The organism is Paraburkholderia sp. Clong3, assembly GCF_050436485.1.
GTDB lineage: Bacteria > Pseudomonadota > Gammaproteobacteria > Burkholderiales > Burkholderiaceae > Paraburkholderia > Paraburkholderia tuberum.
Genome location: NZ_JBNDMH010000002.1, coordinates 3,990,688 through 4,012,743, shown reverse-complemented (window position 1 = coordinate 4,012,743; position 22,056 = coordinate 3,990,688). Strand labels below are relative to the sequence as shown.

The window sequence follows — 22,056 nt, the reverse complement described above, 5'->3', positions numbered from 1 at the left end:
GCTGGACCGAGCGTCGCGTTCGGTTGCCGCGCCACCGCAAATCCGTCCATGATTCGTCCCGAATCTAATTAAACAGCCATCGGCGCGTTAGCGACCGTCGCCAGTGCGGGCCCATGCGAGCCTGTCTGACCGCATTTTGATGTATGCCGGATCAGAGGACAGCGCGGGAGAGAGTTCACTCCAGGTTAACTCGGAAGGCGGCCCAAGATAAAGGATGGCGTCGAACTGCTCCTGCATCACAGGAGAGCGGACAGGATCGACATATATCTCCACCATGACGTCGTCGTGCCTAGTGAACATGGCGTGCGGATAATACGATCGAAAGCTCGCCTCTCCGAGCGGAGTGCCGAGAATGAGCGCAAGACTTGGCGTCAGCCAGGAGCTGACGTCGGACTGTAAAGTCGCCGGATCACCAAACACCGGGGTCCAAACAGAATAGACTTTGACGCCTTGGCTTTCCAGCAACGAAACGATGGTATTCGGCAACGGGTCGAATCGTTGCTCTGCCTTCTCTGGGAATTTCAATTGCCAGTACAGGTTCTTGCGCAAAAGGTGCATGCCGCCATAGACGACCAAAGCGCGGCGCTGCCTGGCCAGCACTTCACGTTGGATAATTTCAACCGCACAGGTGTTGCGGTCGCCCATGGCTTTCCAAGCCTTATCGAGATCGTCGGCGCTATTGATTTTCGACCAATCTATCGGCGGATCGCCTAACAAGATGCGAATCTGACGGTCTTTAGGGAGCGAGGCATTCACATCGCGGACTTCACGAAAAAGCCCTTCAAAGACAGGACGATCCCACACATCGTGGGGCTGCGTAGTGTTTTGCCAAGCTTGGCGGAGTTGATCTTCGGGTACGTCATCCCCCGCAACGAACCGGTCCATCATCTCCTGATAAAGAGAATTGCCACTTTCAACTACGATGTCGTTCACGATGTAAGCAAATCGGGGGTCCCGGATCAGCGAAACCCGAAAAGCATATGCTTGCTCACAGCCGTGGCCGCCGTCGCAAAGCGCGACGACATTGTGGGATTTGAAAGCGTCAAGAATAGCGGCGATCGGATCAATCGGACTTGCAGCTATTGTCATCGTGTGGGCTCCATCACTCTGGCGGCGAACGTTACGAATCGTTGAACAAGCATTTATGACGGTCGGACAGGCGGCAGGGTTCTGCGTGATGCATCTGGTTGGGTGTCTGGGTCCAATCAACGCGACCTTCCCTTGTGGGTCGACATGAGCTGGATGCCTTAAGCGGAAGTCAGCTCGGACGCGCCCTCCCGATCTCACCCGCCAGTGCATTCCCCAATACAGCTCCTGTCGATGATGATGGGCCGCCCGGTTTAATCGGCGATCGGCTCTTCATGCTCCATCGTATCGGCGGAATCAGCATTCTCGACCCGAGTCAAAACGAACTCGGCGACCGAGTTCCAGTGCCTCAATGCGGCCACGCGCCCGTTTTCCATCACGAACTCGAATGTCCTTTGTGGCCATTTCGGGTTGCGAAACTGAAGACCCTTGAGCGGAGTTAAAACTTCCGCAGGAGCCTCTGGAAAGTGCAGCATGAGCTGGTTGTCGCGCCGCAGCTTGATCGTGCACTTGGCGCCGAAAGCAGCCTGGTACGTGCCGGTAAGCTGCTTGAGCACACCTGGCGCAGGCGCGTCCGGAATCCGGACGAACACGGCATCCGTCGCGTCGAGCCACAAACTGACGCGGTCGATATCGCCGAGTGGACTGGTCAGAAACGACATGGACCACGCGCCTTCGGCCTCGTCATCGTCGGTATCGAACCGGTCGTAGTGGTAATGATGCAATGGCAGCTTCGTTTGACGGAAACGAAACTGAAGCTGGAAATCGTTGAGTGAGATATGTAGTTGCCCGTAGGCAGGATGCTCGTAGCGACCGACGTAGTCTGCGAGATCGTGTGAGGGCCGCGTGTCTGGAATTGCGCTTGGCCTTACCCGTTCGCGCGACTCGCGCGTGTTCTGCTTTGCTTTCAAATGGAACTCGCGCAATGCGTCCATCGAACTCGACTCACCCAGTCCCAGCAGGCGGTCGTAGACGTTGTAGCCGACGGCATTTCGCAGCATCGAGCAGTGGTCCCCGATCACGAACACGACTACGCCCAATTTCTCGCGCGGCAAATACGAGACCTGCGAATGGAAGGCGCGGAGATCGCCGCCATGACTCGCAAGCAGATGTCCCCGATACGAAGAGGTTTGCCGGCCCATCCCATAGATTGAATTAATCTCCGGCTCAAAACCAAGGACGTCGCCCAGCGGGTCCGGAAATGCGAGCCCAGGCGCCAAAGTAGCCTGCAGTATCTGCTCCGGAATCACCTTCTTTCCAGCCATCACCCCGTTGTTCATCAACACGGCCAGCCAGCGACTCATATCATCGAGGCTAGAGACAATGCTCCCCGCTGGACTCGACCAGTTCAATTCCGGATACGGTGTCTGCCAGAGCGCCTCACTATCGCGCCTCTCCGTGAACGGTACCGCGTGATTCGGATGAGCCAGCATGTCGGCAATGGTGAAAGCAGTCTGGGGCATACCCACAGGACTCAGAACCTCGTCGCGGACGAATTGATCCCACGACTTGCCGCTTAGCAACTCGATGATGTGGCCCACAGCCTCGTACATCATATTGTTGTAGATAAGCTTCGATCGAAATGGAGCGATAGGCTTCATGAATCGGATCCGGTCGAATAGTTCCTTCTTTGAGAACTCGGCTCTATGCAGGATCATGTCGTACCGGGGCACGCCGGTACGATGGCCGAGCATATCGCGTAGTGTCACCGCGGCATCGAGCGACTTGTCGTAAAAGCGCAAACTCGGGACAACATCGCGGATCGGCTGATCGAAGGTCAGCGCGCCCTTTTCGACCAAAATGCCGGCGGCAATGGCCGTAAATAACTTGGTGTTCGACGCGATAGGAAACAAGGTTGACGATAAAAACGGCAGTCTGTTTGCATAGTCACGATAACCGTAGCCTCTCGTGAAGATGACTTTTTCGTCTTTTACAATACTGACGCCTATGCCGGGCGCGTTCCATTCATGCACCCGTGCTTTTATGTAATCGTCGAAATCGCCCAGATCGCTTAGCATCTACCGTCCTTTGATTCGAAGATCAATTGTCGAGAGAGAGGTTGCTCTCATGCTCTTGCCCGATCGCTGAATACAGAGCAAAATCCGTCGCGCTCATTTGCCAGAGGATACTCAGGAAGCCTCTTTGGAGGCACTCACCCTGTCTTGAACGGTATGGCTTTTTGATGTGAAGCAGTGAAGACTGGAGCAAGTCAAAAACCGCAAGAAATTCTACAGGGAACAATAAAAAAGTATTCGATTAGTGAATCGCTAATGCCACGACTGCGTTCCTGAACGAACGGCCGTTATGGAGAAAATTGAACGACTTTTGCGGATCGGGTATCGCCCATCGAGGTTGGCGCAGACTGATTATCTCTTCACTTGAAAGAAGAGTCGAAATGGACGCGATCTTGAGATGGCCGAACAGACGGAAGACTGAGTGGTGATCGCCGGACAGCAATCGGACGCTGTCCGGTCAGGATGAGACATTCGACACACGTTTCTGATTCGTCGACAATCGGTGAATATAGACAAACCTCGACGGAAGACTTGAGATGATGCTGCGGCCGACAGAAATCCAGATTGAATCAACCCGGCTCTTGATCAAACCGTTCTCGGCCAACGACGCGGATGCTGCGTTCTCGTTCATCACCCCTTCGCTCACCCGTCACATGGCGTGGGAGCCGCCAGCATCCCGGCAGGATTTTGATGGTGTTTGGCGATCCTGGGTACCGTCGATTGACGATGGGTCAGACTATGTGTTCGCGATACGTCAACGCGCCGACGGGAGTTTCCTTGGGTTAGCCGGGCTTCACCGCGTCCGCACCGAGAGCCCGGAACTCGGTATCTGGATTCGTGAAGATCGTCATCGAAATGGGTTTGGTTGTGAAGCTGTGACCCTTGTTGCACACTGGGCAACGCGAACCATTGGTTGTGAAAGCTTTACCTATCCGGTTGCCGAAGAGAACCGTCCCAGCCGGCGCATCGCCGAATCGCTAGGCGGCGTCATTGTGGAAAGCCGCGCGACGCCAAAGTACAAGTCTGTGGTTTACAGAATTCCTCGCCAGCCAGTCGCAAGCGAGGTATAGGCGATTCTGCCTGTGGACTGGCTTCCGTCGGGCAAGATCGGTCAGTCAAGGTCAACGCCCAGATCGTCAACTGCGTGCGTGTCGGTCGACGCGAGTGTTAGCGACCCGATAACGATGAACTGCTCCAGCGTTCATACAATGCTGCGATATCCGTGGCACAGAGCAACTTCATCGACTTGCCGATCTCGTCCAGCGGCCAGTCCCACCAGTTCATCTCGAGGAGCATCCCGATCTCATCGTCCGAAAAGCGCTTTCGGATCGGCTTTGCCGGATTCCCGCCGATGATCGTATAGGGTTCAACGTCCTTCGTGACAACGGCGCAACTCCCGATCACGGCACCGTGACCGATGTGAACACCTGGCATGATCATCGCTTCGGAACCGATCCAGACGTCATTCCCGACAACCGTATCGCCGGCGGGTTCGAACGCATCGCAGGCGTCAGCAAACGCCGGTTCTTCCGTCATGTAGAAGAAGGGAAATGTGGTTACCCAATCGTTCCGGTGCCCCTGGTTGCCCGCCATCATGAACGTCGCACCACTTCCGATAGAGCAGAAGCTACCGATGATCAGCCGGTCGACACCTGTGCGGTTTGGCAACAGGTAGCGTGCACAGTCATCAAAGGAGTGTCCGTGATAGTAGCCAGAGTAGTAGCTGTAACGCCCCACGATGATGTCGGGATTGGTTACCTGCTCTGAAAGCGGCTTCCCCTTGAAGGGGCTGTCGAAGTAATTCTTCATAAAGGGACTACGCTGTAGTCTGGGGTGCGTCTATCGTTCGAGCACGCAGGTTACGAGGAAATCCGGTAGCGGCAAACCTGAGCCGTGCGGCAGAATCTTTCGTCAATGACGGTCGGGACCAGTTTCGCCGGTTTCAGCCAACTCCGGTCAGTCGACGCTGCCGCGCAAATTCGCGACAATCAGAGAGAACTCCGGTCGCTCACGGCGCAGCGTCAAGTTCACATCCTGGCGTCAGCCAGTGGCCATCTACGCCCGACGATCACATTCGAGCAGCCCGTACAGCGCGCTATCCGACACCTCATCGCCAACTATCCAGCGATCACGCAACAACCCTTCGCGGACAAATCCGAGCCGTTCGAGAAGAAGCGCCGAGGCTACATTTCGTGGGTCGATATCCGCCTCAATCCGGCGTAAATTCAGCGTGCCGAACGCGTGCTCGATCAGCGCGGAAACCGCCTCACTCATATATCCGTTTCCCCAATGCTTGCGTTGCAGACCAAACCCTATCTCCGCGCGTCGGCATTGCTCGTCTGCATGAAAGAGAGCGCAATCACCGAGCACTTCGCCGGTTGTCTGCAACTCGACTGCACAGATGAAGTCCTGGCCGCCAGCTGACGTCTTCAATTTACGTGCGACTCGATCCGTTGCCTGATCCAGGGAAGTCATCGCCGGAAACGAAAAATAGCGCATCGCATCCGCGTCCGACCAGATCGCGAACAGTGGTTGCGCGTCTTCATGACGAAGCGGCCGCAGAACTAGGCGTGGGGTAGTCAGCGTGACGGGCTCGAATAATGGCATGACGGGGGCAGGGCACCGGAAATAGATGACCCCATTAGAACATGTGGGCCGAGAGCCAACAACCGCACGCATCGAACCGCGTGGCAGCACAGCCTTTGTGCGGCCACTTTCGCGATTTACCTCTGTCGCTTACGGGTCGCGTGCTGCCGGTCATGACACGACACTTGTCGATCGCACAACGATTGGCAAGGTTCGGTCACGAAGGGTCACTCGACTCGGAGAATACAATCGGCAAAAATCGGTGGCCGTTCGCGGCCGAAGCTACTCAGGGAGTGACGTGATGGCCGAAGCGCTGACGGATCTTAGTTCCTTTTCTTTCGTCCTCGCGGTTCCAAACCTCGAAGCCAGTGCCTCATACTTTCGGGACGCGCTCGGTTTTCGGCTGGACTGGCCCGACGGCACAGGTTGGAAGTTGGCCACGAGAGGGGGTGTGCGCGTCATGATCGGCCATTGCCCCGATGCCATGTTGCCTTCGGCAACCGGGGACCACAGTTATTTCGGCTACCTCCAAGTGGCGAACGCTGACGCACTTCATGAAGAACTTGTCGGTCGACGCGCCATCATCCTGCAACCTCCGACCGACAGACCGCACGGCATGCGCGAGTTCCTTGTAGGGACTCCGGATGGTCATCGAATGATGTTTGGTCAAGACCTGTCGTGACTCCGCGCATAAAAGGAAGCGACGACACAATGCTGATTGTTGTTGGCTTCACGGCTAGCTCGCACAAATTTTCTTGCGCTATGCCGACTGCATGAAGCGCAATTGGTGGCCGCCGCCGCGTGGGGCACAGCCCGGCCACTTTGAGACACTCGACGCCGCCGCTTAAACTGTTGTCAATCATTCCTCCTGAGGCGAAGAAAATGACAACTGAGATCGAACTCTTGAGGCCTACGACTGCGTTGCTGGCAAGCTACGTTTCGGCCCTTGAGGCGGGATGGTCACCTGACAATGTTCGTAAGGAGGTCGCTGCGCGCGAACAGTTGAATGCTATCGAGTTGAACGCAGAGGCATTCGTCGACGGGCTGGATGATCCGACCGCATCAGGCGGCCCGATTCCTTTGCCCGATGGCTCGACCGTTGCCCGTCTTCCAAGCATCATCCGATGGATTTGGGACGGCGATGTTAGCGGTGCGATCGGATTTCGTTGGCAGGCTGGATCTGCCGAATTGCCGCCGTATGTGCTCGGACATATCGGCTTCTCAGTCGTGCCGTGGAAGCGAGGCAACGGCTACGCCAAGCAGGCGCTCAATTTGATGCTTGGCGAAGCGAGGCTGCAAGGCTTGCCCTACGTGGAACTAACGGTTGATCCTGAAAATATAGCCTCACAGCGGGTGATCGCAGCATGCAGTGGTGTCCTGATTGACCGGTTCAAAAAGACCGCCGCCTATGGATTCGCGGAAACTCTTCGTTATCGCATTGAGCTAGACGACTGAGAAACCTGTCGGACCCTGTTCGGCCAACTCCGGAGATTGATCCATCTCTGTTGGATCGGCGACAATTCAAGCCCTGCACACGCCTATACGATGGAGCATCATGAGTGGCATTCAGCTAAGCCGAGTGATCCGTGCCGACGCCGCCGATTTGATCGCCGCAAACTCAGCAAGTCAGGACTATCACCTGCCTTGGGTCACATCCTTTACCGATCAAACGGGCTTCGATAACTGGTTTTCAGGTGGTCTCACCGGGTCGAACGTCGGCCTCATTGCGCGTGAAGTGGCATCGATTCAAATTGTCGGTGTGGTGAACATTAGCGAAATAGTAATGGGCGCTTTTCGCAGCGCCTATCTCGGGTATTACGGAATGTCGAACTTCGCCCGGGCAGGGTTGATGACGGACGCGGTACGGGCAGCTGTGATCTATGCTTTCAGCGAACTTGGATTGCATCGGGTGGAGGCAAATATTCAACCAGGGAATATCGCGTCGATCGCACTTGTGCGGCGGTTGGGTTTTAAACAGGAAGGTTTTTCTCCTCGCTATCTCCGCATAAATGGCGAATGGCGCGACCACGAGCGATGGGCGTTGCTGGCCGATATGCCCGGTTAGACACAGCCGCCACTCAAAAAAATAATGTGCTCACGCAGAAATTGTTTTTGTGCCAATATTGACAGCATGGAACTTCGTAACGTCCCGAGCAAGGCTCACCACCATCATCACGGTCGCTATCCGCTGCGCCGTGGGTCGTTACGTCCATAGCAAGGAATTCGACCTCACGGTCCATTCCATGTGCAAACGACCAAGGCGCTTAAGGCGCCTTTTTTTTTATTTTTCCACCATGAAGAGCTGAAGATGACCGACTCGATAAGCTATCGCCGCGCAACCGTGGACGACATTTTGAAAATTTGCGAGTTGGGTCAAATCTTGAACGCGATCCACCATCAGGCACGTCCTGACGTCTATGCAAACGCCACTGAAGAGTTCGCTCGAGACAAGCCTCACTGGCTATCTAGCCTTCAGGGAGAAGATCGAGCCATGTTTCTCGCCGAGCATGGCAGCACGGCGGTCGGCTTTATCACCGTTCAAGTGATGCAGCCGACAAGTCCACTGTTGCAACCGTTGACCGTTGGCCGCATTGGCTCAGTCGCTGTTTTGGAACGACTGCGGGGACGCGGCGTCGGGAGCACGCTGATGAAACTTGCTGAAGAGTGGGCACGAAAAAACGGTGCCAACGACATGAGGCTGACCGTTTGGGCGTTTAATGAACAGGCGGTCGATTTGTATCAGGAACTTGGCTACGAGCTTCGTGCGTTCGAGATGGGAAAGCAACTGCCTATTGCTGGGGATATGCCAGTCGCATGAGGCGATGCTCGGCCACGAACGGTCAGTCTATATTCGTGCATAGATCGTGGACAATTAATTGTTCACGTGAAACTTTTGAAACCTCTATTATCTGTTGCGTCTTTCCGAAAACGTTCTTGGAGCATTCAATGCGGATTAGAACCACCTATTTGAAAGTGTCGGACATGGAACGCAGTTCTGCTTTCTGGGAAAACCTGTTGGAACGCGCGCCGAACCGCAGGTCGGATAAGTGGACCGAATTCTCGCTCGGTGAAGTCCGCTTCGGGTTGCTGCTAAATGATTTTGGCGATGAGTTCGTCGGGAGCGGATGCGTTCCTGTGTTCGAATTTGACGTATCCGCCTTGCATATATTTCTGGATCGCGCCAAGGCTTCTGGAGCAACAGTCGCTCTCGACGGGCTAAACAATGAAGCCATGAAGAGCATTGTGTTGGTTAGCCCTGATGGCCATGAGTTCGAACTTTGCGCATGTCACGACTAATCGGTTGTTCTACCCCGAAAATCTAGGCCCGCGTTGCCCGTCGCGAGTGTCCGTTCCTAAGGGCGTCAACGGGCTGTTGTGGGTCGAACTCGGCCGACCGTAATATGCCCGGTTCGCCGATAAGCTTTCGCTCGCTCATTCTGGCAAATACGCACGCCCGGTGGTATTTTTGGTGCTATCCGTACCGGCAAAATTCCTCGAACCCGCTCAAGCAAAGCGATAGCAGGAATTTTTTCATTCGGGCCCTGCCATCAAACAATCTTCCCGATTCCCAATCGTCCGGAATACATCGCCAGTCGCATCTCCCATCAAAAACCGGTTAGCCACACCGGGATCATTCATCCAGGCTGGTAAGCACGCCCTCGCCGCCTCACCGACGGTGGAAAGTACCTTGCGACACAGAGCCCGTAAATGATCAGCGCCGCGACCGTGTAGGACACGAATCGCGCCGCAAAGAACAGCAAGACTACGACGATCGCGGCCAGCAGCATCTCCAGTCTCGGACCGAGCGCCGACAGTTGCCCGCCGCGCGCCTCGAAGGCGGTCCCCAGCAAAATCAGCAACGGGATCAACGCGAGCACCATGTGGATCGGCTCGAGGATCGGATAAGCCACGAGCATCGTCATCGAAGCGAGCGCGTAGTCGATGCGGCTGTCCCGATGGCGGCGAAACACCAGATACGCGGACAGCAGGCAAGCAGCCAGCACCAACGCATGCGAAGCAATCGACAGCAACGTACCGGACACCGGCATGCCGATCGTCGCCGATAGCGTCTGCAGCGCGCCCCTCACGGCATTGTTCATCGGCGCGCCGCCACCGCTCATCGCCAGTGCCATGCCGTTCAGGCGCGGCATGTCCGACACGAAGTAGTGCCACAAAACGTCGAAGCCGAGGCGCGCTCCGGTGATCAACGTCAACGCAATCGCAACGACGCTTGCCATCACGAACGTCCGCCATTCGCGACGCAGCAACAGCAGGCCGGCGACGGCCAGGGGCGTGAGCTTGATCGCGATCGCAAAGCCAAGAAAGAGTCCAGCGGCATAACCTTTGCCACGCTCGATCAGCGCGAAAGTCGCAATCAACAGGAAGAACAGCAGTTCGTTCGATTGGCCGTCGTAGGTATCTTCGACGAGCGGAAAGCTCAGCAGCGCGACCGCCACCAGCAGCAGGTTCACGCTGCGCTCCGTGCCGCGGTACGCCATCGTGACGACGAGATACAAAGCCACCGAGAACAACACGAGCGACGTACTCACCCAGACGATTTTCGCGGTGAGCGGCGTCAGCAGCGCGAGCGGCGCAAACACCAGCGCGAACTGCGGCGGGTAGGCGTAGAAGATGTCGTCGCCCGTCGAGCGCGCGCCGATGCCCTGCAAAAACGCGATGAGCGCGTCGTGGTCGTACAGGCGCGTCGGGTCATGCAGCACGACGTTGAAGGCGTACAGGTAGAAATTGAAATCGCCGAAGGCGTCAGGGACGTTGCCACGAAACTTCGCGACGACGTGCAGAATACGCAGCGCGAGGCAGGCTACCGCAATCAGCAAAAGGAGCGCGGCACCCGCGCCGAAGTTCGACCTGGTTCGTACGGCGCCTGCGTTGAACATGGTGTCTCTCCGCGGTACGTCAATCAACGTGGGAGTTGCTGCGCCCATGAGACCCGCGCTAGCGGGGGCGTACCAGCAGACCATGTCGCCGGTACGGTCCGGGGATGGCCGGCATGGCCAGCCATGCCGGCTTCGTGCCGGACGACCGGACAGAGATTACCGATTCGCAAAAATCGATCTGTGCGCTCGCCCACACGAGACCGACCTATGTCGGGAACTTCGGCGCGCGAAGATCGTTCGTTGGCGGCGAATCGCCGTGTTCGCTGCGGAATGCCACGCACGTCGCGCCGATCGGCGCTTATCGGCTCGCGGCCCCCATGCCAGCGCGCGCAACCTCACGGCGTCGCTTGATCACGTAGCCGCCCCACATCAGCACGAGCCATGCCGGCACCAGCCACACCGAGATCGACAAGCCCGGCGTCAGCGCCAGAATCACGAGGATCAGCGCCATGAATGCCAGGCAGATCCAGTTGCTGACCGGGAACCAGAACGAGCGGAACACCAGCGTTTCGCCCGCGGCTACCATCGCCTTGCGCGACTTCAGATGCGTGAGGCTGATCAGCGCCCAGTTCAGCACCAGCGCCGCGACCACGAGCGACATCAGCGGTCCGAGCGCTTCCGGCGGGATCACGTAGTTGATGATCACGCACGCGAACGTCGCGAGCGCCGACAGACCGATCGCCAGATTACGGCACGCCTCGCCGGTCGAGCTTCAGCAGCGCGCGCGGCGCGTTGCCCTGTTCGGCGAGGCCCTATTCCTCTGACATTCGGAGCCGCCCGCTTCGTTCTGCGCCGCACTTAAGCGCGCGGATTGTGATTGTCACGGGGATGGCGCCTGGGTATGTTGCCGAAGTCCACTTTTCATGCCGCGGAGCTTCAATATGTTGCCCAAACGTCTGCTTTGCGCCGCCGTGTTGTGCCTCTGTTTCGCGGGCGTCAGTACGTCCGCGCTCGCGCAGACGGTGCCCGCCGCCCAGCAAACGGCCGATGACGCCGCGTCGCAGGCAAGCGGCCAGCCTGCGCCAGCGCCTGCCCCCGCTACTGCCAGCAAGCCGCCTGCCGCCGCGCTCGGCGGTCCGGTGCGCAACATCGTGCTCGTGCATGGCGCGTTCGTCGACGGATCGAGCTGGAACGGCGTGGTCGCGAAGCTGCAGCAAAAGGGTTATCACGTGAGCTCGGTGCAGAACCCGCTGACCTCGCTCGCCGACGACGTCGCCGCGACCCGCCGCGTGCTCGATCGCGAGAACGGTCCGGTGCTGCTGGTCGGGCACTCGTGGGGCGGCGTCGTGATCACCGAGGTCGCCGCGAATGCGCCGAACGTCGCCGGGCTCGTGTATGTCGCCGCGCTTGCGCCGCAACTGCACGAATCGGCGATGGACGTGATGAAGGCCGGCGGGCCGATGCCGGCCGGCCAGAGCATCAGCAAGGACGCGAACGGGTTCTTGTGGATCGACCGCGCGCGCTATCACGCCGATCTCGCCGCCGACGTGCCCGAGACCGTCACACGCGTGCTCGCCGCCGCGCAGGTGCCGATCGCTGCGAGCGCATTCGACGAACCGGTCGATCAGGTCGGCTGGAAGGACAAACCGTCATGGTACGTGCTGACGACGAAAGACCACGCGGTGTCGCCCGATCTGCAGAGAATGATCGCCGCGCGCATCGGCGCGAAGGTGGTGCCGGTCGCGTCGAGCCATCTCGCGCCGGTGTCGCACGCCGGGGCGGTGGCGGAGGCGATCGATCACGCGGCGCGCGAGTTGAGCCGGCAGCAGCAGTAAGCCGGCGGCTCGACGCCGCGCGGCTCAGCGCAGCATGAACGACATCGCCGACAGACAGTTCAGCATCCGCACCGCATGCTCGGCCGACGCCGCACTGAAGCGCAACCTCACGCCATCGACGCGTGTAAGCGTCGGCCATTGGCAGAACAGATCGGCGAGCCCGCTCGTTTGCACGCGCAGTTCGCAGTCGATCGTTCGCGGCTCCGCGCGCGTCGCGGCAGGCGCGCGGCCCGCTTCGACATGCTGACGGACCACGTCGCGCGCGGCGACCCGCAGCGCCTCGCGCACGCTCGCGGGCGACTGCGTGACGCCGCTTGCCTGCCCGGTTGCGGTCTTCGTGACGACGAAACGCGCGCCGGGAAAACGCGACGCGGTTTCCTCGGCGAACACGTCGTCACCCGATAAAAGCACCACACGCGCGCCATATTCTTCGGCGAGCGCACCGTACAGCCCCGCTTCGCCCAGCTCCACGCCGTTGAACGCCACGCGCGCGAACGCGAAGCTGTTGATCGTGTGCGCGAGGATGCCGCGCGTTTGCGCCTTCGCGTGATAGCCGAGCATGAAGACCAGCGCCGCACCGTATTCGAGCCCGGCCATCATGCCGAGCGTGCGCGGCTTGCCGAGCACGAGCTGGGCGCGCGGATCGAGCAGATCGGGCAGCAAATTGCGAAAGCCGCCGTGCGAATCATTGACCCACACGTCGGTCGCGCCGCCCGCGAACGCGCCTTCGACGGCCGCGTTGGCTTCGAGCGTCATCCAGCGTCGCGCGGCTTCGTATTCGCCGTTGCCCGCGCGCGTCTGCTCGGCATGGAACACGCCGGCGATGCCTTCGATGTCGGTGGAGATCAGGACTTTCATCGCGCGGAATTCCTCAGCAGGTGGGCAAGGTCCGGCACGCTGTCGCGCAGCGACAGCCGCCGATGGCCGTCGCGACCGGTGACCGACTCGGCGCTCCACAATGCATCGACGATCGCCTGCTCGACGCTGTCGGCGCAGGCGCGAAACAGCGGGTCCATACAGTGATCCGCGACCAGCGGCGGCAGCGCGACGAAGTCCGCGCCGTGCGGCACCGTGTACGCGGTCGAAAACGCCAGCGCGATATCGCCGCTGCCGTGGCCGTACACCGAGCCGGTGCGCGCGAGACCGGCCGCCGCGCGCAACGACAGGCGTTTCAGCTGGCGCGCGTCGAGCGGCGCATCGGTCGCGACGATCATGATGATCGAGCCTTGCTCGGGTTGCTCGGGGGTCGCGTGAGCAGCGGCACTGGCAGCATTCGCCGCCTCAGCGACGGCCGCGCGTTCGGCCAGCATGCGGCCGAGCGGCGTGCCGTCGATCGTCAGCATCGGCAGACGGCCGAAGTTGGCAAGCACGAGCGCGCCAACGGTGTAGTCAGGGCCCGCCGCACTGAACACGCGCGACGCAGTGCCGATGCCGCCCTTCAGATCGAAACACGACATGCCGCGCCCCGCGCCGAGCGCACCGCTCGCGACATCGGCACTTGCCGCGTCGAACGCTTTGGTGAAGTGCTGTTCGGTCACGGCAAGCGCCTGAATGTCGTTCAGGTAGCCGTCGTTGCACTCGAACACGAGCGGATTGAGCGTCGACCATTCGCGGCCGATGAGCGGATTCGCGCGAATCGCCGCGCGGATCTGCGCCTGCGCGACCGTACCGACGCCGAAGGTGTTGGTCAGCGCGATCGGCGTCTCCAGCGTGCCGAGTTCGTCGAGCTGCACGAGCCCGATGCTCTTGCCGAAGCCGTTGATCACCGACGCGGCGGCCGGCACCTTGTCGACGAACGGATCGCCGCGATGCGGCCGGATCACGGTCACGCCGGTTTGCAGCGCGCCTTCGGCAAGCGTGCAATGACCGACGCTGACGCCGTCCACGTCGGCGATCGTGCCGAGCGCTCCGGCCGGCAACGTGCCGAGATGCGGCGCGCGCTCAGCCGAATGATGGTTGCTCATGCTCATGGCCGATCCAGCTTCGGATCGAGCGCATCGCGCAGACCGTCGCCGAGCAGATTGAACGCGAGCACGGTCAGGAAGATAGCGAGGCTCGGAAACAGCGCGATATGCGGCGCGGTCACCATGTCGGCGCGAGCTTCGTTGAGCATCGCGCCCCACTCGGGCGTCGGCGGCTGCGCGCCCAAGCCGAGAAACGACAGGCTCGCCGCCGTGATGATCGACGTGCCGATGCGCATCGTCAGGTACACGACGACCGACGAAATCGTGCCCGGCAGAATGTGCCGCGCCATGATCGTCCAGTCCGACGCGCCGATGCTGCGCGCCGCCTCGATATAGGTGAGTTGCTTGAGCATCAGCGTATTGCCGCGCACGAGCCGCGCGAATGCCGGAATGCTGAAGATCGCCACGGCGCAGATCACGTTGATCATGCCGTTGCCGAGAATCGCGACCACGCCGATCGCGAGCAGAATGCCGGGGAACGCGAACAGCACGTCGGCCACGCGCATCGTGATGCGATCCCACCAGCCCTCGTAGTAACCGGCAAGCAGACCGAAGAACGTGCCGATCACCGCGCCGATCGCAACCGACAGAAAGCCTGCCTCGAGCGAAATGCGCGAGCCGACGAGGATGCGGCTGAAGATATCGCGGCCCAGCGAATCGACGCCGAACCAGTGCGCGGCCGACGGCCCCGCGTTCAGCGCGTCGTAGTCGAAGAAGTTCTCGGGGTCGTACCGCACGATATGCGGCGCGATGATCGCGACCACGATCAGGAGCAGCACGAACACGCCGGCGGCCAGCGCGACATGCTGCTTGCGGAACTTGCGCCAGAATTCGCTCCACGGTGTGCGGATCGCGCGTTCGGAGGCAACGGGAGTGGCCGCATTCGGCCCGGTGGCAGTGGTGCTCATGCGGGCCTCACTTGAAACGGATGGTCGGGTTGATCACCGCGTACAGCACGTCGACGATCAGGTTGATGATGATGAATTCGAGCGAGAACAACAGCACCTCGGCCTGAATGATCGGATAGTCGCGCATCGACACGGCATCGACGAGCAAACGGCCGAGGCCCGGCCAGTTGAACACCACCTCGACGACGATCGAGCCGCCGAGCAGAAAGCCGAACTGCAGACCCATCATCGTGACGACGGGAATCAGCGCGTTGCGCAGGCAATGCTTGATGATCACGAGCCGCTCGGGCACGCCCTTCGCACGCGCGGTGCGCACGAAGTCCTCGTGCAGCACTTCGACGAACGAGGCCCGCGTGAAGCGCGCCATCACGGCCGCGACCGCCGCGCCGAGCGTCAGCGACGGCAGCACGTAGCTGCGCCACGAACCATCGCCGACGATCGGCAGCCAGCCGAGCTGCACCGAGAAAATCTGCATCAGCAGCATGCCGAGCGCGAACGCCGGAAACGAAATGCCCGACACCGCGAGCGTCATGCCCAGGCGGTCCGGCCAGCGGTTGCGCCACACCGCCGAGGCGATGCCGATCGCCATGCCGATCACGACCGCCCACACCATGCTCGCGATCGTCAGCCACAACGTCGGGAAGAAGCGTTCCGCGATCTCCTGGCTCACCGGCCGCTTGCTGCGCGTCGAAACGCCGAAGTCGCCATGCGCCATCCGCCAGAAGAAACGGACGAACTGCCGCGGCAGCGGCTTGTCGAGCCCGAGGTCGGAGCGCACGAGCGCCACGGTCGCCTCGTCCGCTTCAGGACCGGCGGCGAGCCGCGCCGGATCGCCCGGCAGCAGATGCACGAACAGGAACACCAGCACGGCGACGATGAAGAGCGTCGGCAGCAGGCCTAGCAGACGTTTGACGAGGAAGTTCAGCATGAAACCAGTCCGGCAAATGAGCGGCAATTGAGCGGCAAAGCAGGCGGGCAACCAGGACTCGTGTGCGGCGGCGGCGCGGCGGCGGGCTGGCTGAACCGCCGCCTGCGCATGCCGCCTCGTCAGCTCATCACCTGATCGCGATCTCGTCGAAGTTGAACGAGCCGTCCGGCGCGACGTAAGCGCCCGACAGACGCTTGCTGCGCGCATACACGACCTTCTCCTTGACGAGGAAGATCCACGGCGCGTCGGCCCAGATGCGCTTCTGCGCGTCGGTGTAGAGCGCGGCCTTCTGCGTGCGGTCGGTCGTTTCGAGCGCCTGCTTCAGATCGTTGTCGACCGCGTCGTTCTTGTAGTACGACGTGTTGACCATCTTCGGCGGAATCGAGTAGCCCGCGAGCAGCGGGCTGATCGCCCAGTCCGCCTCGCCGGTCGACGACGACCAGCCCGCGTAGTACATCCGCACCGGCGCGGTCGCCGGGTCCTGCGCGCTTTCGACCTTGGCGACGCGCTGACCCGCTTCGAGCGCCTCGACGCTGGCCTTGATGCCGACCTGCGCGAGCTGCTGCTGCACGAACTGGATCACCTTCTGCGCAGTCGAGTAGTTATACGCGGACCACAGCGTCGTTTCGAAGCCGTTCGGATAGCCCGCTTCCTTCAGCAGTTCGCGCGCCTTCGCCGGATCGTACGGCCAGGGTCCGAGCTTGACCGCATAGTCGACGCCCTGCGGCACGACGCCGTCGGCCGGCGTCGCGTAACCGGCGAACGCGACCTTCGTCAGCGCTTCCTTGTTGACCGCGTAATTCAGCGCCTCACGCACCTTCGGGTTGTCGAACGGCTTCTGGTTCATGTTCAGGCTGATGTAGCGCTGGATGATCGACGGCGCCGCGATCAGATCGAGCTTCGGGCTCGACTGCAGTTGCGCGGCCTGCTCGAACGGCACCTGGAACGCGAAGTCCGCTTCGCCGGTGCGCATCAGCGCGGCGCGCGTGTTGTTGTCGACGACCGGCTTCCAGTCGATCGCATCGATCTTCGGATAACCCTTCTTCCAGTAGCCGGCGAACTTCTTCACGGTCAGGTCGCCGGCCGGGTCCCACTTCACGAGTTCGAACGGGCCCGTGCCGACCGGATGAAACGCGATGTCCTTGCCGTACTTCTTCAGCGCGTCCGGCGAGATCATCACCGCAGACGGATGCGCGAGCACGTTGATGAACGCCGAGAACGGCGTTTTCAGCGTGACGCGCACCGTGTACGGATCGACCACTTCCGTTTTCTCGATGCGGCTGAACATGTTGTAGCGCTTCAGCTTGTTGGCCGGATCGGTCACGCGGTCGAAGTTCGCCTTCACGGCGGCCGCATTGAAGTCGGTGCCGTCCTGGAACTTCACGCCATGGCGCAGCTTGATCGTATAGACGCGCGCGTCGGGGCTCGCCTCATAGCTGTCGGCGAGCACGTTGACGAGCTTCATGTCCTTGTCGAAGCCGAACAGCCCCTGATAGAACGATTTCGCGACCGCCTGCGACAGCGTGTCGTTCGCGTCGTACGGATCGAGCGACGTGAAGGTCGACGCGACGGCCATCACGGCCGTCGTTTCGGCGTGCGCCAGATTGCCCGCGAGCGTCGCGAACACCACCGCGCCGCCGCTGACGAGCGCGCGCAAACGAAACGGAGACGACGGGAACAGCAGCTTCATGAGATTGCTCCAGGCTGCGAGTTAAGGGTGTGACAGGGTCGTTATGGTTGGCTTGTGCTTCGGCTGCGGGTGCTGCGGGTTTTGCTTCGGATCTTTTTGCTTTAACGCGATGCGGCGCTTCGCTCAATAAGCGCCGCCGACGCGATGCTGCGCGACGAAATGATCCGGGCCCACCGCGACGAGCGGCGCGACGACCGGCTCGTCGTGCAGCGCGCGAATCGGGCTCGGAATATCGTCGGCGGCGAGCATGCGTTGCGCGTGACGGCGCGCGGGATCGGCGACCGGCACCGCGCTCATCAGCTTCTTCGTGTACGGATGCTGGGGCGCCTCGAACACCGCGCGACGCGGACCGATCTCGACGATCTGGCCGAGATACATCACCGCGACGCGATGGCTGACCCGCTCGACCACCGCCATGTCGTGCGAAATGAACAGATACGCGACGCCGAGCTCGCGCTGCAGGTCGAGCATCAGATTGACGATCTGCGCCTGCACGGAGACGTCGAGCGCGGACACCGATTCGTCGGCGATCACGACCTTCGGATTCAGCGCGAGCGCGCGAGCAATCGCGATACGCTGACGCTGCCCGCCCGAAAACTCATGCGGATAGCGGCGCGCGGCCTCGGCCGGCAAACCGACTTTCTCGAGCAGCCACGCGACGCGCGCCTGCGCTTGTCCACCCTGCGCGACGCCATGCACGAGCAGCGGCTCCATGATCGAGAAGCCGACGGTCAAGCGCGGATTCAACGACGCGAACGGATCCTGGAAAATAAACTGGATATCGCGGCGCAGCGCCTGCAACGCGGGCCCGGTCAGCGAGCTGATTTCCTTGCCAGCGAATTCGATCGAGCCACTCTGACTTTCGACGAGCCTCAGCAGCGAGCGGCCCGTGGTCGACTTGCCGCAGCCCGACTCGCCGACCAGCGCGAGCGTTTCGCCGGGCCGCAGATCGAAGCTGACTTTTTCGACCGCATGCACACGGCCCGTCATACGGCCGAACAGGCCGCTACGGACCGGAAAGCGCGTGACCAGATCGCGCACGCGCAGGATCGGCGGCGTGTCGTCGCGCACCAGCGGCTGCGCTTCTTCGGCGACAGCCGCCGCCGGCTGCACCACGGCATCGGCGCCGTTCGCGCCGGCCTGCTCGACGCTCAGGATCGGAAAGCGCGCGGGCTGATCGGTGCCCTGCATCGAGCCGAGCCGCGGCACCGCCGCGAGCAGCGCCTTCGTGTACGGATGCGACGGCGCGGCGAACAGCGCGTCCGACCCGCCCTCCTCGACCTTCTCGCCGCGATACATCACGAGCACGCGGTCGGCCACTTCGGCAACCACGCCCATGTCGTGCGTAATGAAGATCACGCCCATGTTCATCTCGTCCTGCAAGCCGCGAATTAGTTGCAGGATCTGCGCCTGGATCGTCACGTCGAGCGCGGTGGTCGGTTCATCGGCGATCAGCAGCGCGGGCTTGCACGACAACGCCATCGCAATCATCACGCGCTGGCGCATACCGCCCGACAGCTGATGCGGGTAACGCGCCGCGACGCGCCTTGCCTCGGGAATCCGCACGATCTCGAGCAGACGCAAGGTTTCGGCGCGCGCGGCCTCGCGGCTCTTGCCCTGGTGCAGCGCGATCGCCTCGCTGATCTGATCGCCGACCGTGAAGACCGGATTGAGCGAGGTCATCGGCTCCTGGAAGATCATCGCGATGTCGGCGCCGCGCACCGTGCGCATCGTGCCGGACGACGCCTTCGCGAGATCGAGCACGCTGCCGTCGCGCCCCCGGAATGCGATGCTGCCGCCGGCAAGACGGCCGCCGCCATGCTCGATCAGCCGCATCAGCGCCAGCGACGTGACCGACTTGCCCGAGCCCGATTCGTCGACGATCGCGAGCGTCTCGCCGCGCTCGACCGTGAACGACAGATTGCGCACCGCGTTGAAGGTCGAATCGCCGCGGCGGAACGCGACCGTCAGATCGTCGACCGCGAGCACGCGCTGCGGCGGCAGGGTTTCGATAAGCGGGCTGGCGGTGTGCGAGGAAGTCGGCACGGTGGTTCCTTTGCTTTGAATTCGAACGCGGCTAACGGGGCCTCAGGCATGTGGCGACACGCGCCAGCGGCTAGCGATAGATCGCCGTCACCGGCGCTTCGCCGAGCCGCGCGAAACCGCGGTACATACCCTCGGTATTGAACGGCAGCGTGACGTTGCCCCGCGCGTCGACGGCGACGAGGCCGCCGCGTCCGTCGATCTTCGGCAAGCGGTTCATCACGACGTCGTGCGCGGCTTCTTCGAGCGAGACCTGGCGATAGGCCATCTGCGCGGCGACGTCGTAGGCGGCGACCATGCGCATGAACATTTCGCCGGAACCGGTGGTCGATACCGCGCAGGTCGCGTCGTCCGCGTAGCAGCCCGCGCCGATTAGCGGTGTATCGCCGACGCGGCCCACCTGCTTGTTGGTCACGCCGCCCGTCGAGGTCGCCGCGGCGAGATGCCCGTGGCGGTCGAGCGCGACTGCGCCGACGGTGCCGAACTTGCGATTCGGATCGATCGGCTCGTGCGGCGTCGGGTCGTCGTTGCTCGAAGCCGTGGACGCGAGCGTCGCGGCGTCGTGATCGAGCATCGGACGCTGCTGCTTACGCGCCAGTTGCCATTGGCGATAGCGCGCGTCGGTATCGAAGTAGCTGTTGTCGACGAACTCGAGCCCCTGCGCGGCCGCGAACGCTTCCGCGCCGTCACCGGTGAACAGCACGTGGTCGCTGCGCTCGAGCACGCGGCGCGCGGCGAGAATCGGATTGCGCACGCGCTTCACGCAACAGATCGCGCCCGCGTCGAGCGTGCGGCCGTCCATGATCGCGGCGTCGAGCTCGTGCGTGCCGGCCGCCGTGTAGACCGCGCCGTGGCCCGCATTGAAGAGCGCGCAGTCTTCGAGCAGCCGCACCGCTTCGCTGACCGCGTCGAGCGCGCTGCCGCCGTCGGCGAGCACGCGCTGGCCAGCGCTCAGCACCGCGTTGAGCGCCGCGTGATATCCGGTTTCGGCGCTGGCCGACATCGACGTGCGCAGGATCGTCCCGGCCCCGCCGTGAATGGCAATGACTGCGTTGGAGTTCATCGTTTGGATCGTGGAGTGCGGGTGGTTCGGGGAGTGCGGGGTGCTGTGATGGCTTTTGCTTCGGCATCCCTGGCTTTCGTGCTTCTGGCTTGGGTGCTGTCGGCCTTTGCGCCGTCGCTGTGTTTTAGCCTTGCAGCCCTCGCGCGCGCGGCTTTGCTCAGGGCGCGCGCCGGCTCCTGCGCAGCGCCGGCAGCGCCCGACTGCGGATCGAACAGCCACGGCAGCACGAACTCGCTGACCTCGGCGGCCGCCTTGACCGAGCGTTGCGCGCGATACGCGACCGCGTCGCACAACGCCTCGATGACCGCGAGCACGGCCGAATCGGCATTCGATGCGAGACGCCGGTCGGTGCGGACATACAGCGCCAGGTCCGCGAACCGCACGAGCGGCGAGCGCGGACCGTCGGTGAGCGCGAGCACGCGCGCGCCGCGTTCGGAGGCGCGGCGCGCGAGCTCGATCGTGTCCTCGACATAGCGCGGAAACGCGATGCCGATCACGAGATCGCCCGGGCCCGAACCCACGAGGTGCCGCGCCGCATGCGACGGCCCGCCGCTCAGCGCCAGCGAATGCACGTTGTCGTGATACGGCAGCAGTCCGTGCTCCATCAGGCTCGCGAGAAACGCGCTGGCGCCGAAGCCGATCACGAATACGCGACGCGCGGCGATGATTGCGTCGACGGCGGCGTCGGCGGTCGCGCGATCGATCGACGTACGCGTCGCGTGCAGATTGTTGGCGGCCTGCTCGAGCGACGCGTCGATCAGATCGTCACCGGCCGCGAGCGTTTCCTGCGCGCTGCGCAGCCGCTCGACCGGCGCGAGCGTCGCCTCGAAGCCACGCACGAGCGCCTCGCGAAACTGCGGATAACCGTCGAAGCCGAGCGCGCGCGCAAAGCGATTCGCGCTCGCGACCGACGCGCCGACCACGCTCGCGAGCTCGTCGATACGCATCGTCGCCGCGCGGAACAGATGGGCCAGCACGTACTCGCCCATGCGCTGGTGGATCGGCGTGAGCGTCGGCATCGCAGCGGTGATGCGCGCGGCAATGGCCTCCTCGACGGGGTTCGACACAGCGGACGGGTGATGGATCATGCGAGCGGACAG

Annotated in this window: 20 protein-coding genes and 1 pseudogene; 7 read left to right on the top strand and 14 right to left on the bottom strand. The window is 61.8% G+C overall.

Features of this window, described 5'->3' with window-relative positions; all coding sequences use genetic code 11:
* Positions 1 to 87: 87 nt before the first annotated feature.
* Together OKW30_RS22705 and OKW30_RS22700 are read right to left on the bottom strand one after the other, a co-directional pair.
* Complete coding sequence (locus tag OKW30_RS22705) at positions 88 to 1,089, bottom strand: hypothetical protein (protein ID WP_429347620.1); 1,002 nt, start codon at positions 1,087 to 1,089, stop codon at positions 88 to 90.
* 251 nt (positions 1,090 to 1,340) lie between these two features.
* Complete coding sequence (locus OKW30_RS22700; RefSeq protein WP_429347619.1) at positions 1,341 to 3,104, bottom strand: serine hydrolase; 1,764 nt, start codon at positions 3,102 to 3,104, stop codon at positions 1,341 to 1,343.
* Between the two features lie 533 nt (positions 3,105 to 3,637).
* Between OKW30_RS22700 and OKW30_RS22695 the strand changes: the two genes are divergently transcribed.
* Positions 3,638 to 4,171 (top strand): GNAT family N-acetyltransferase, encoded by a 534-nt coding sequence (locus tag OKW30_RS22695; RefSeq protein WP_184023198.1) that lies wholly within the window; start codon positions 3,638 to 3,640, stop codon positions 4,169 to 4,171.
* Between the two features lie 97 nt (positions 4,172 to 4,268).
* On the opposite strand, the gene catB is transcribed toward OKW30_RS22695, so the two are convergent.
* Together catB and OKW30_RS22685 are read right to left on the bottom strand one after the other, a co-directional pair.
* Positions 4,269 to 4,910 carry a type B chloramphenicol O-acetyltransferase gene (gene catB / locus OKW30_RS22690; RefSeq protein ID WP_429347618.1) on the bottom strand — a complete coding sequence of 214 codons (642 nt, stop codon included), beginning with the start codon at positions 4,908 to 4,910 and terminating at the stop codon, positions 4,269 to 4,271.
* 246 nt (positions 4,911 to 5,156) lie between these two features.
* Complete coding sequence (locus OKW30_RS22685) at positions 5,157 to 5,708, bottom strand: GNAT family N-acetyltransferase (RefSeq protein WP_184072603.1); 552 nt, start codon at positions 5,706 to 5,708, stop codon at positions 5,157 to 5,159.
* Positions 5,709 to 5,988: 280 nt separating this feature from the next.
* Between OKW30_RS22685 and OKW30_RS22680 the strand changes: the two genes are divergently transcribed.
* The 5 genes from OKW30_RS22680 (at position 5,989) to OKW30_RS22660 (ending at position 8,984) form a co-directional block, all read left to right on the top strand.
* Positions 5,989 to 6,369 carry a VOC family protein gene (locus OKW30_RS22680; protein ID WP_429347617.1) on the top strand — a complete coding sequence of 127 codons (381 nt, stop codon included), beginning with the start codon at positions 5,989 to 5,991 and terminating at the stop codon, positions 6,367 to 6,369.
* Positions 6,370 to 6,569: 200 nt separating this feature from the next.
* Positions 6,570 to 7,142 (top strand): GNAT family N-acetyltransferase, encoded by a 573-nt coding sequence (locus OKW30_RS22675; protein ID WP_018421033.1) that lies wholly within the window; start codon positions 6,570 to 6,572, stop codon positions 7,140 to 7,142.
* Positions 7,143 to 7,242: 100 nt separating this feature from the next.
* Positions 7,243 to 7,752, top strand: coding sequence for a GNAT family N-acetyltransferase (locus tag OKW30_RS22670; RefSeq protein WP_429347616.1), 510 nt, complete (start codon positions 7,243 to 7,245; stop codon positions 7,750 to 7,752).
* Between the two features lie 180 nt (positions 7,753 to 7,932).
* Positions 7,933 to 8,505, top strand: coding sequence for a GNAT family N-acetyltransferase (locus tag OKW30_RS22665; RefSeq protein ID WP_429347615.1), 573 nt, complete (start codon positions 7,933 to 7,935; stop codon positions 8,503 to 8,505).
* A 128-nt stretch (positions 8,506 to 8,633) separates the two neighbouring features.
* Complete coding sequence (locus OKW30_RS22660; protein ID WP_429347614.1) at positions 8,634 to 8,984, top strand: VOC family protein; 351 nt, start codon at positions 8,634 to 8,636, stop codon at positions 8,982 to 8,984.
* A 338-nt stretch (positions 8,985 to 9,322) separates the two neighbouring features.
* On the opposite strand, the gene OKW30_RS22655 is transcribed toward OKW30_RS22660, so the two are convergent.
* Both OKW30_RS22655 and OKW30_RS22650 read right to left on the bottom strand, forming a co-directional pair.
* The gene (locus OKW30_RS22655; RefSeq protein ID WP_429347613.1) at positions 9,323 to 10,585 is read right to left on the bottom strand and encodes a glycosyltransferase family 87 protein; all 1,263 of its coding nucleotides are present in this window, start codon (positions 10,583 to 10,585) and stop codon (positions 9,323 to 9,325) included.
* A 298-nt stretch (positions 10,586 to 10,883) separates the two neighbouring features.
* A pseudogene (locus OKW30_RS22650) lies at positions 10,884 to 11,337 on the bottom strand (aromatic amino acid transporter AroP); the annotation flags it as partial.
* A 129-nt stretch (positions 11,338 to 11,466) separates the two neighbouring features.
* Here OKW30_RS22650 and OKW30_RS22645 point away from each other — a divergent pair.
* Positions 11,467 to 12,360, top strand: a complete 894-nt coding sequence (locus OKW30_RS22645; protein ID WP_184072613.1) for an alpha/beta fold hydrolase — start codon at positions 11,467 to 11,469, stop codon at positions 12,358 to 12,360.
* A 24-nt stretch (positions 12,361 to 12,384) separates the two neighbouring features.
* On the opposite strand, the gene OKW30_RS22640 is transcribed toward OKW30_RS22645, so the two are convergent.
* The 8 genes from OKW30_RS22640 to OKW30_RS22605 all read right to left on the bottom strand — a co-directional run bounded on the left by OKW30_RS22640 (position 12,385) and on the right by OKW30_RS22605 (position 22,044).
* Complete coding sequence (locus OKW30_RS22640; protein ID WP_429347612.1) at positions 12,385 to 13,218, bottom strand: M55 family metallopeptidase; 834 nt, start codon at positions 13,216 to 13,218, stop codon at positions 12,385 to 12,387.
* Complete coding sequence (locus OKW30_RS22635) at positions 13,215 to 14,330, bottom strand: P1 family peptidase (RefSeq protein ID WP_429347611.1); 1,116 nt, start codon at positions 14,328 to 14,330, stop codon at positions 13,215 to 13,217. Before OKW30_RS22635 ends, OKW30_RS22640 begins: the two co-directional genes overlap by 4 nt.
* On the bottom strand, positions 14,327 to 15,232 hold the full coding sequence (gene gsiD, locus OKW30_RS22630) for a glutathione ABC transporter permease GsiD (protein ID WP_184072618.1): 906 nt from the start codon (positions 15,230 to 15,232) through the stop codon (positions 14,327 to 14,329). The genes OKW30_RS22635 and gsiD overlap by 4 nt, the downstream gene beginning before the upstream one ends.
* 7 nt (positions 15,233 to 15,239) lie before the next feature.
* Entirely contained in the window at positions 15,240 to 16,160 is a 921-nt protein-coding gene (gene gsiC / locus OKW30_RS22625) for a glutathione ABC transporter permease GsiC (RefSeq protein WP_184023184.1), read from the bottom strand.
* A gap of 127 nt (positions 16,161 to 16,287) precedes the next feature.
* A complete protein-coding gene (gene gsiB / locus OKW30_RS22620) occupies positions 16,288 to 17,850 on the bottom strand; it encodes a glutathione ABC transporter substrate-binding protein GsiB (RefSeq protein WP_429347610.1) in 1,563 nt (520 codons plus the stop codon).
* 123 nt (positions 17,851 to 17,973) lie between these two features.
* Positions 17,974 to 19,896 (bottom strand): dipeptide ABC transporter ATP-binding protein, encoded by a 1,923-nt coding sequence (locus OKW30_RS22615; protein ID WP_429347609.1) that lies wholly within the window; start codon positions 19,894 to 19,896, stop codon positions 17,974 to 17,976.
* A 70-nt stretch (positions 19,897 to 19,966) separates the two neighbouring features.
* On the bottom strand, positions 19,967 to 20,956 hold the full coding sequence (locus tag OKW30_RS22610; protein ID WP_429347608.1) for an isoaspartyl peptidase/L-asparaginase family protein: 990 nt from the start codon (positions 20,954 to 20,956) through the stop codon (positions 19,967 to 19,969).
* Positions 20,953 to 22,044 (bottom strand): MurR/RpiR family transcriptional regulator, encoded by a 1,092-nt coding sequence (locus tag OKW30_RS22605; protein ID WP_429347607.1) that lies wholly within the window; start codon positions 22,042 to 22,044, stop codon positions 20,953 to 20,955. The genes OKW30_RS22610 and OKW30_RS22605 overlap by 4 nt, the downstream gene beginning before the upstream one ends.
* Between the last annotated feature and the right edge of the window lie 12 nt (positions 22,045 to 22,056).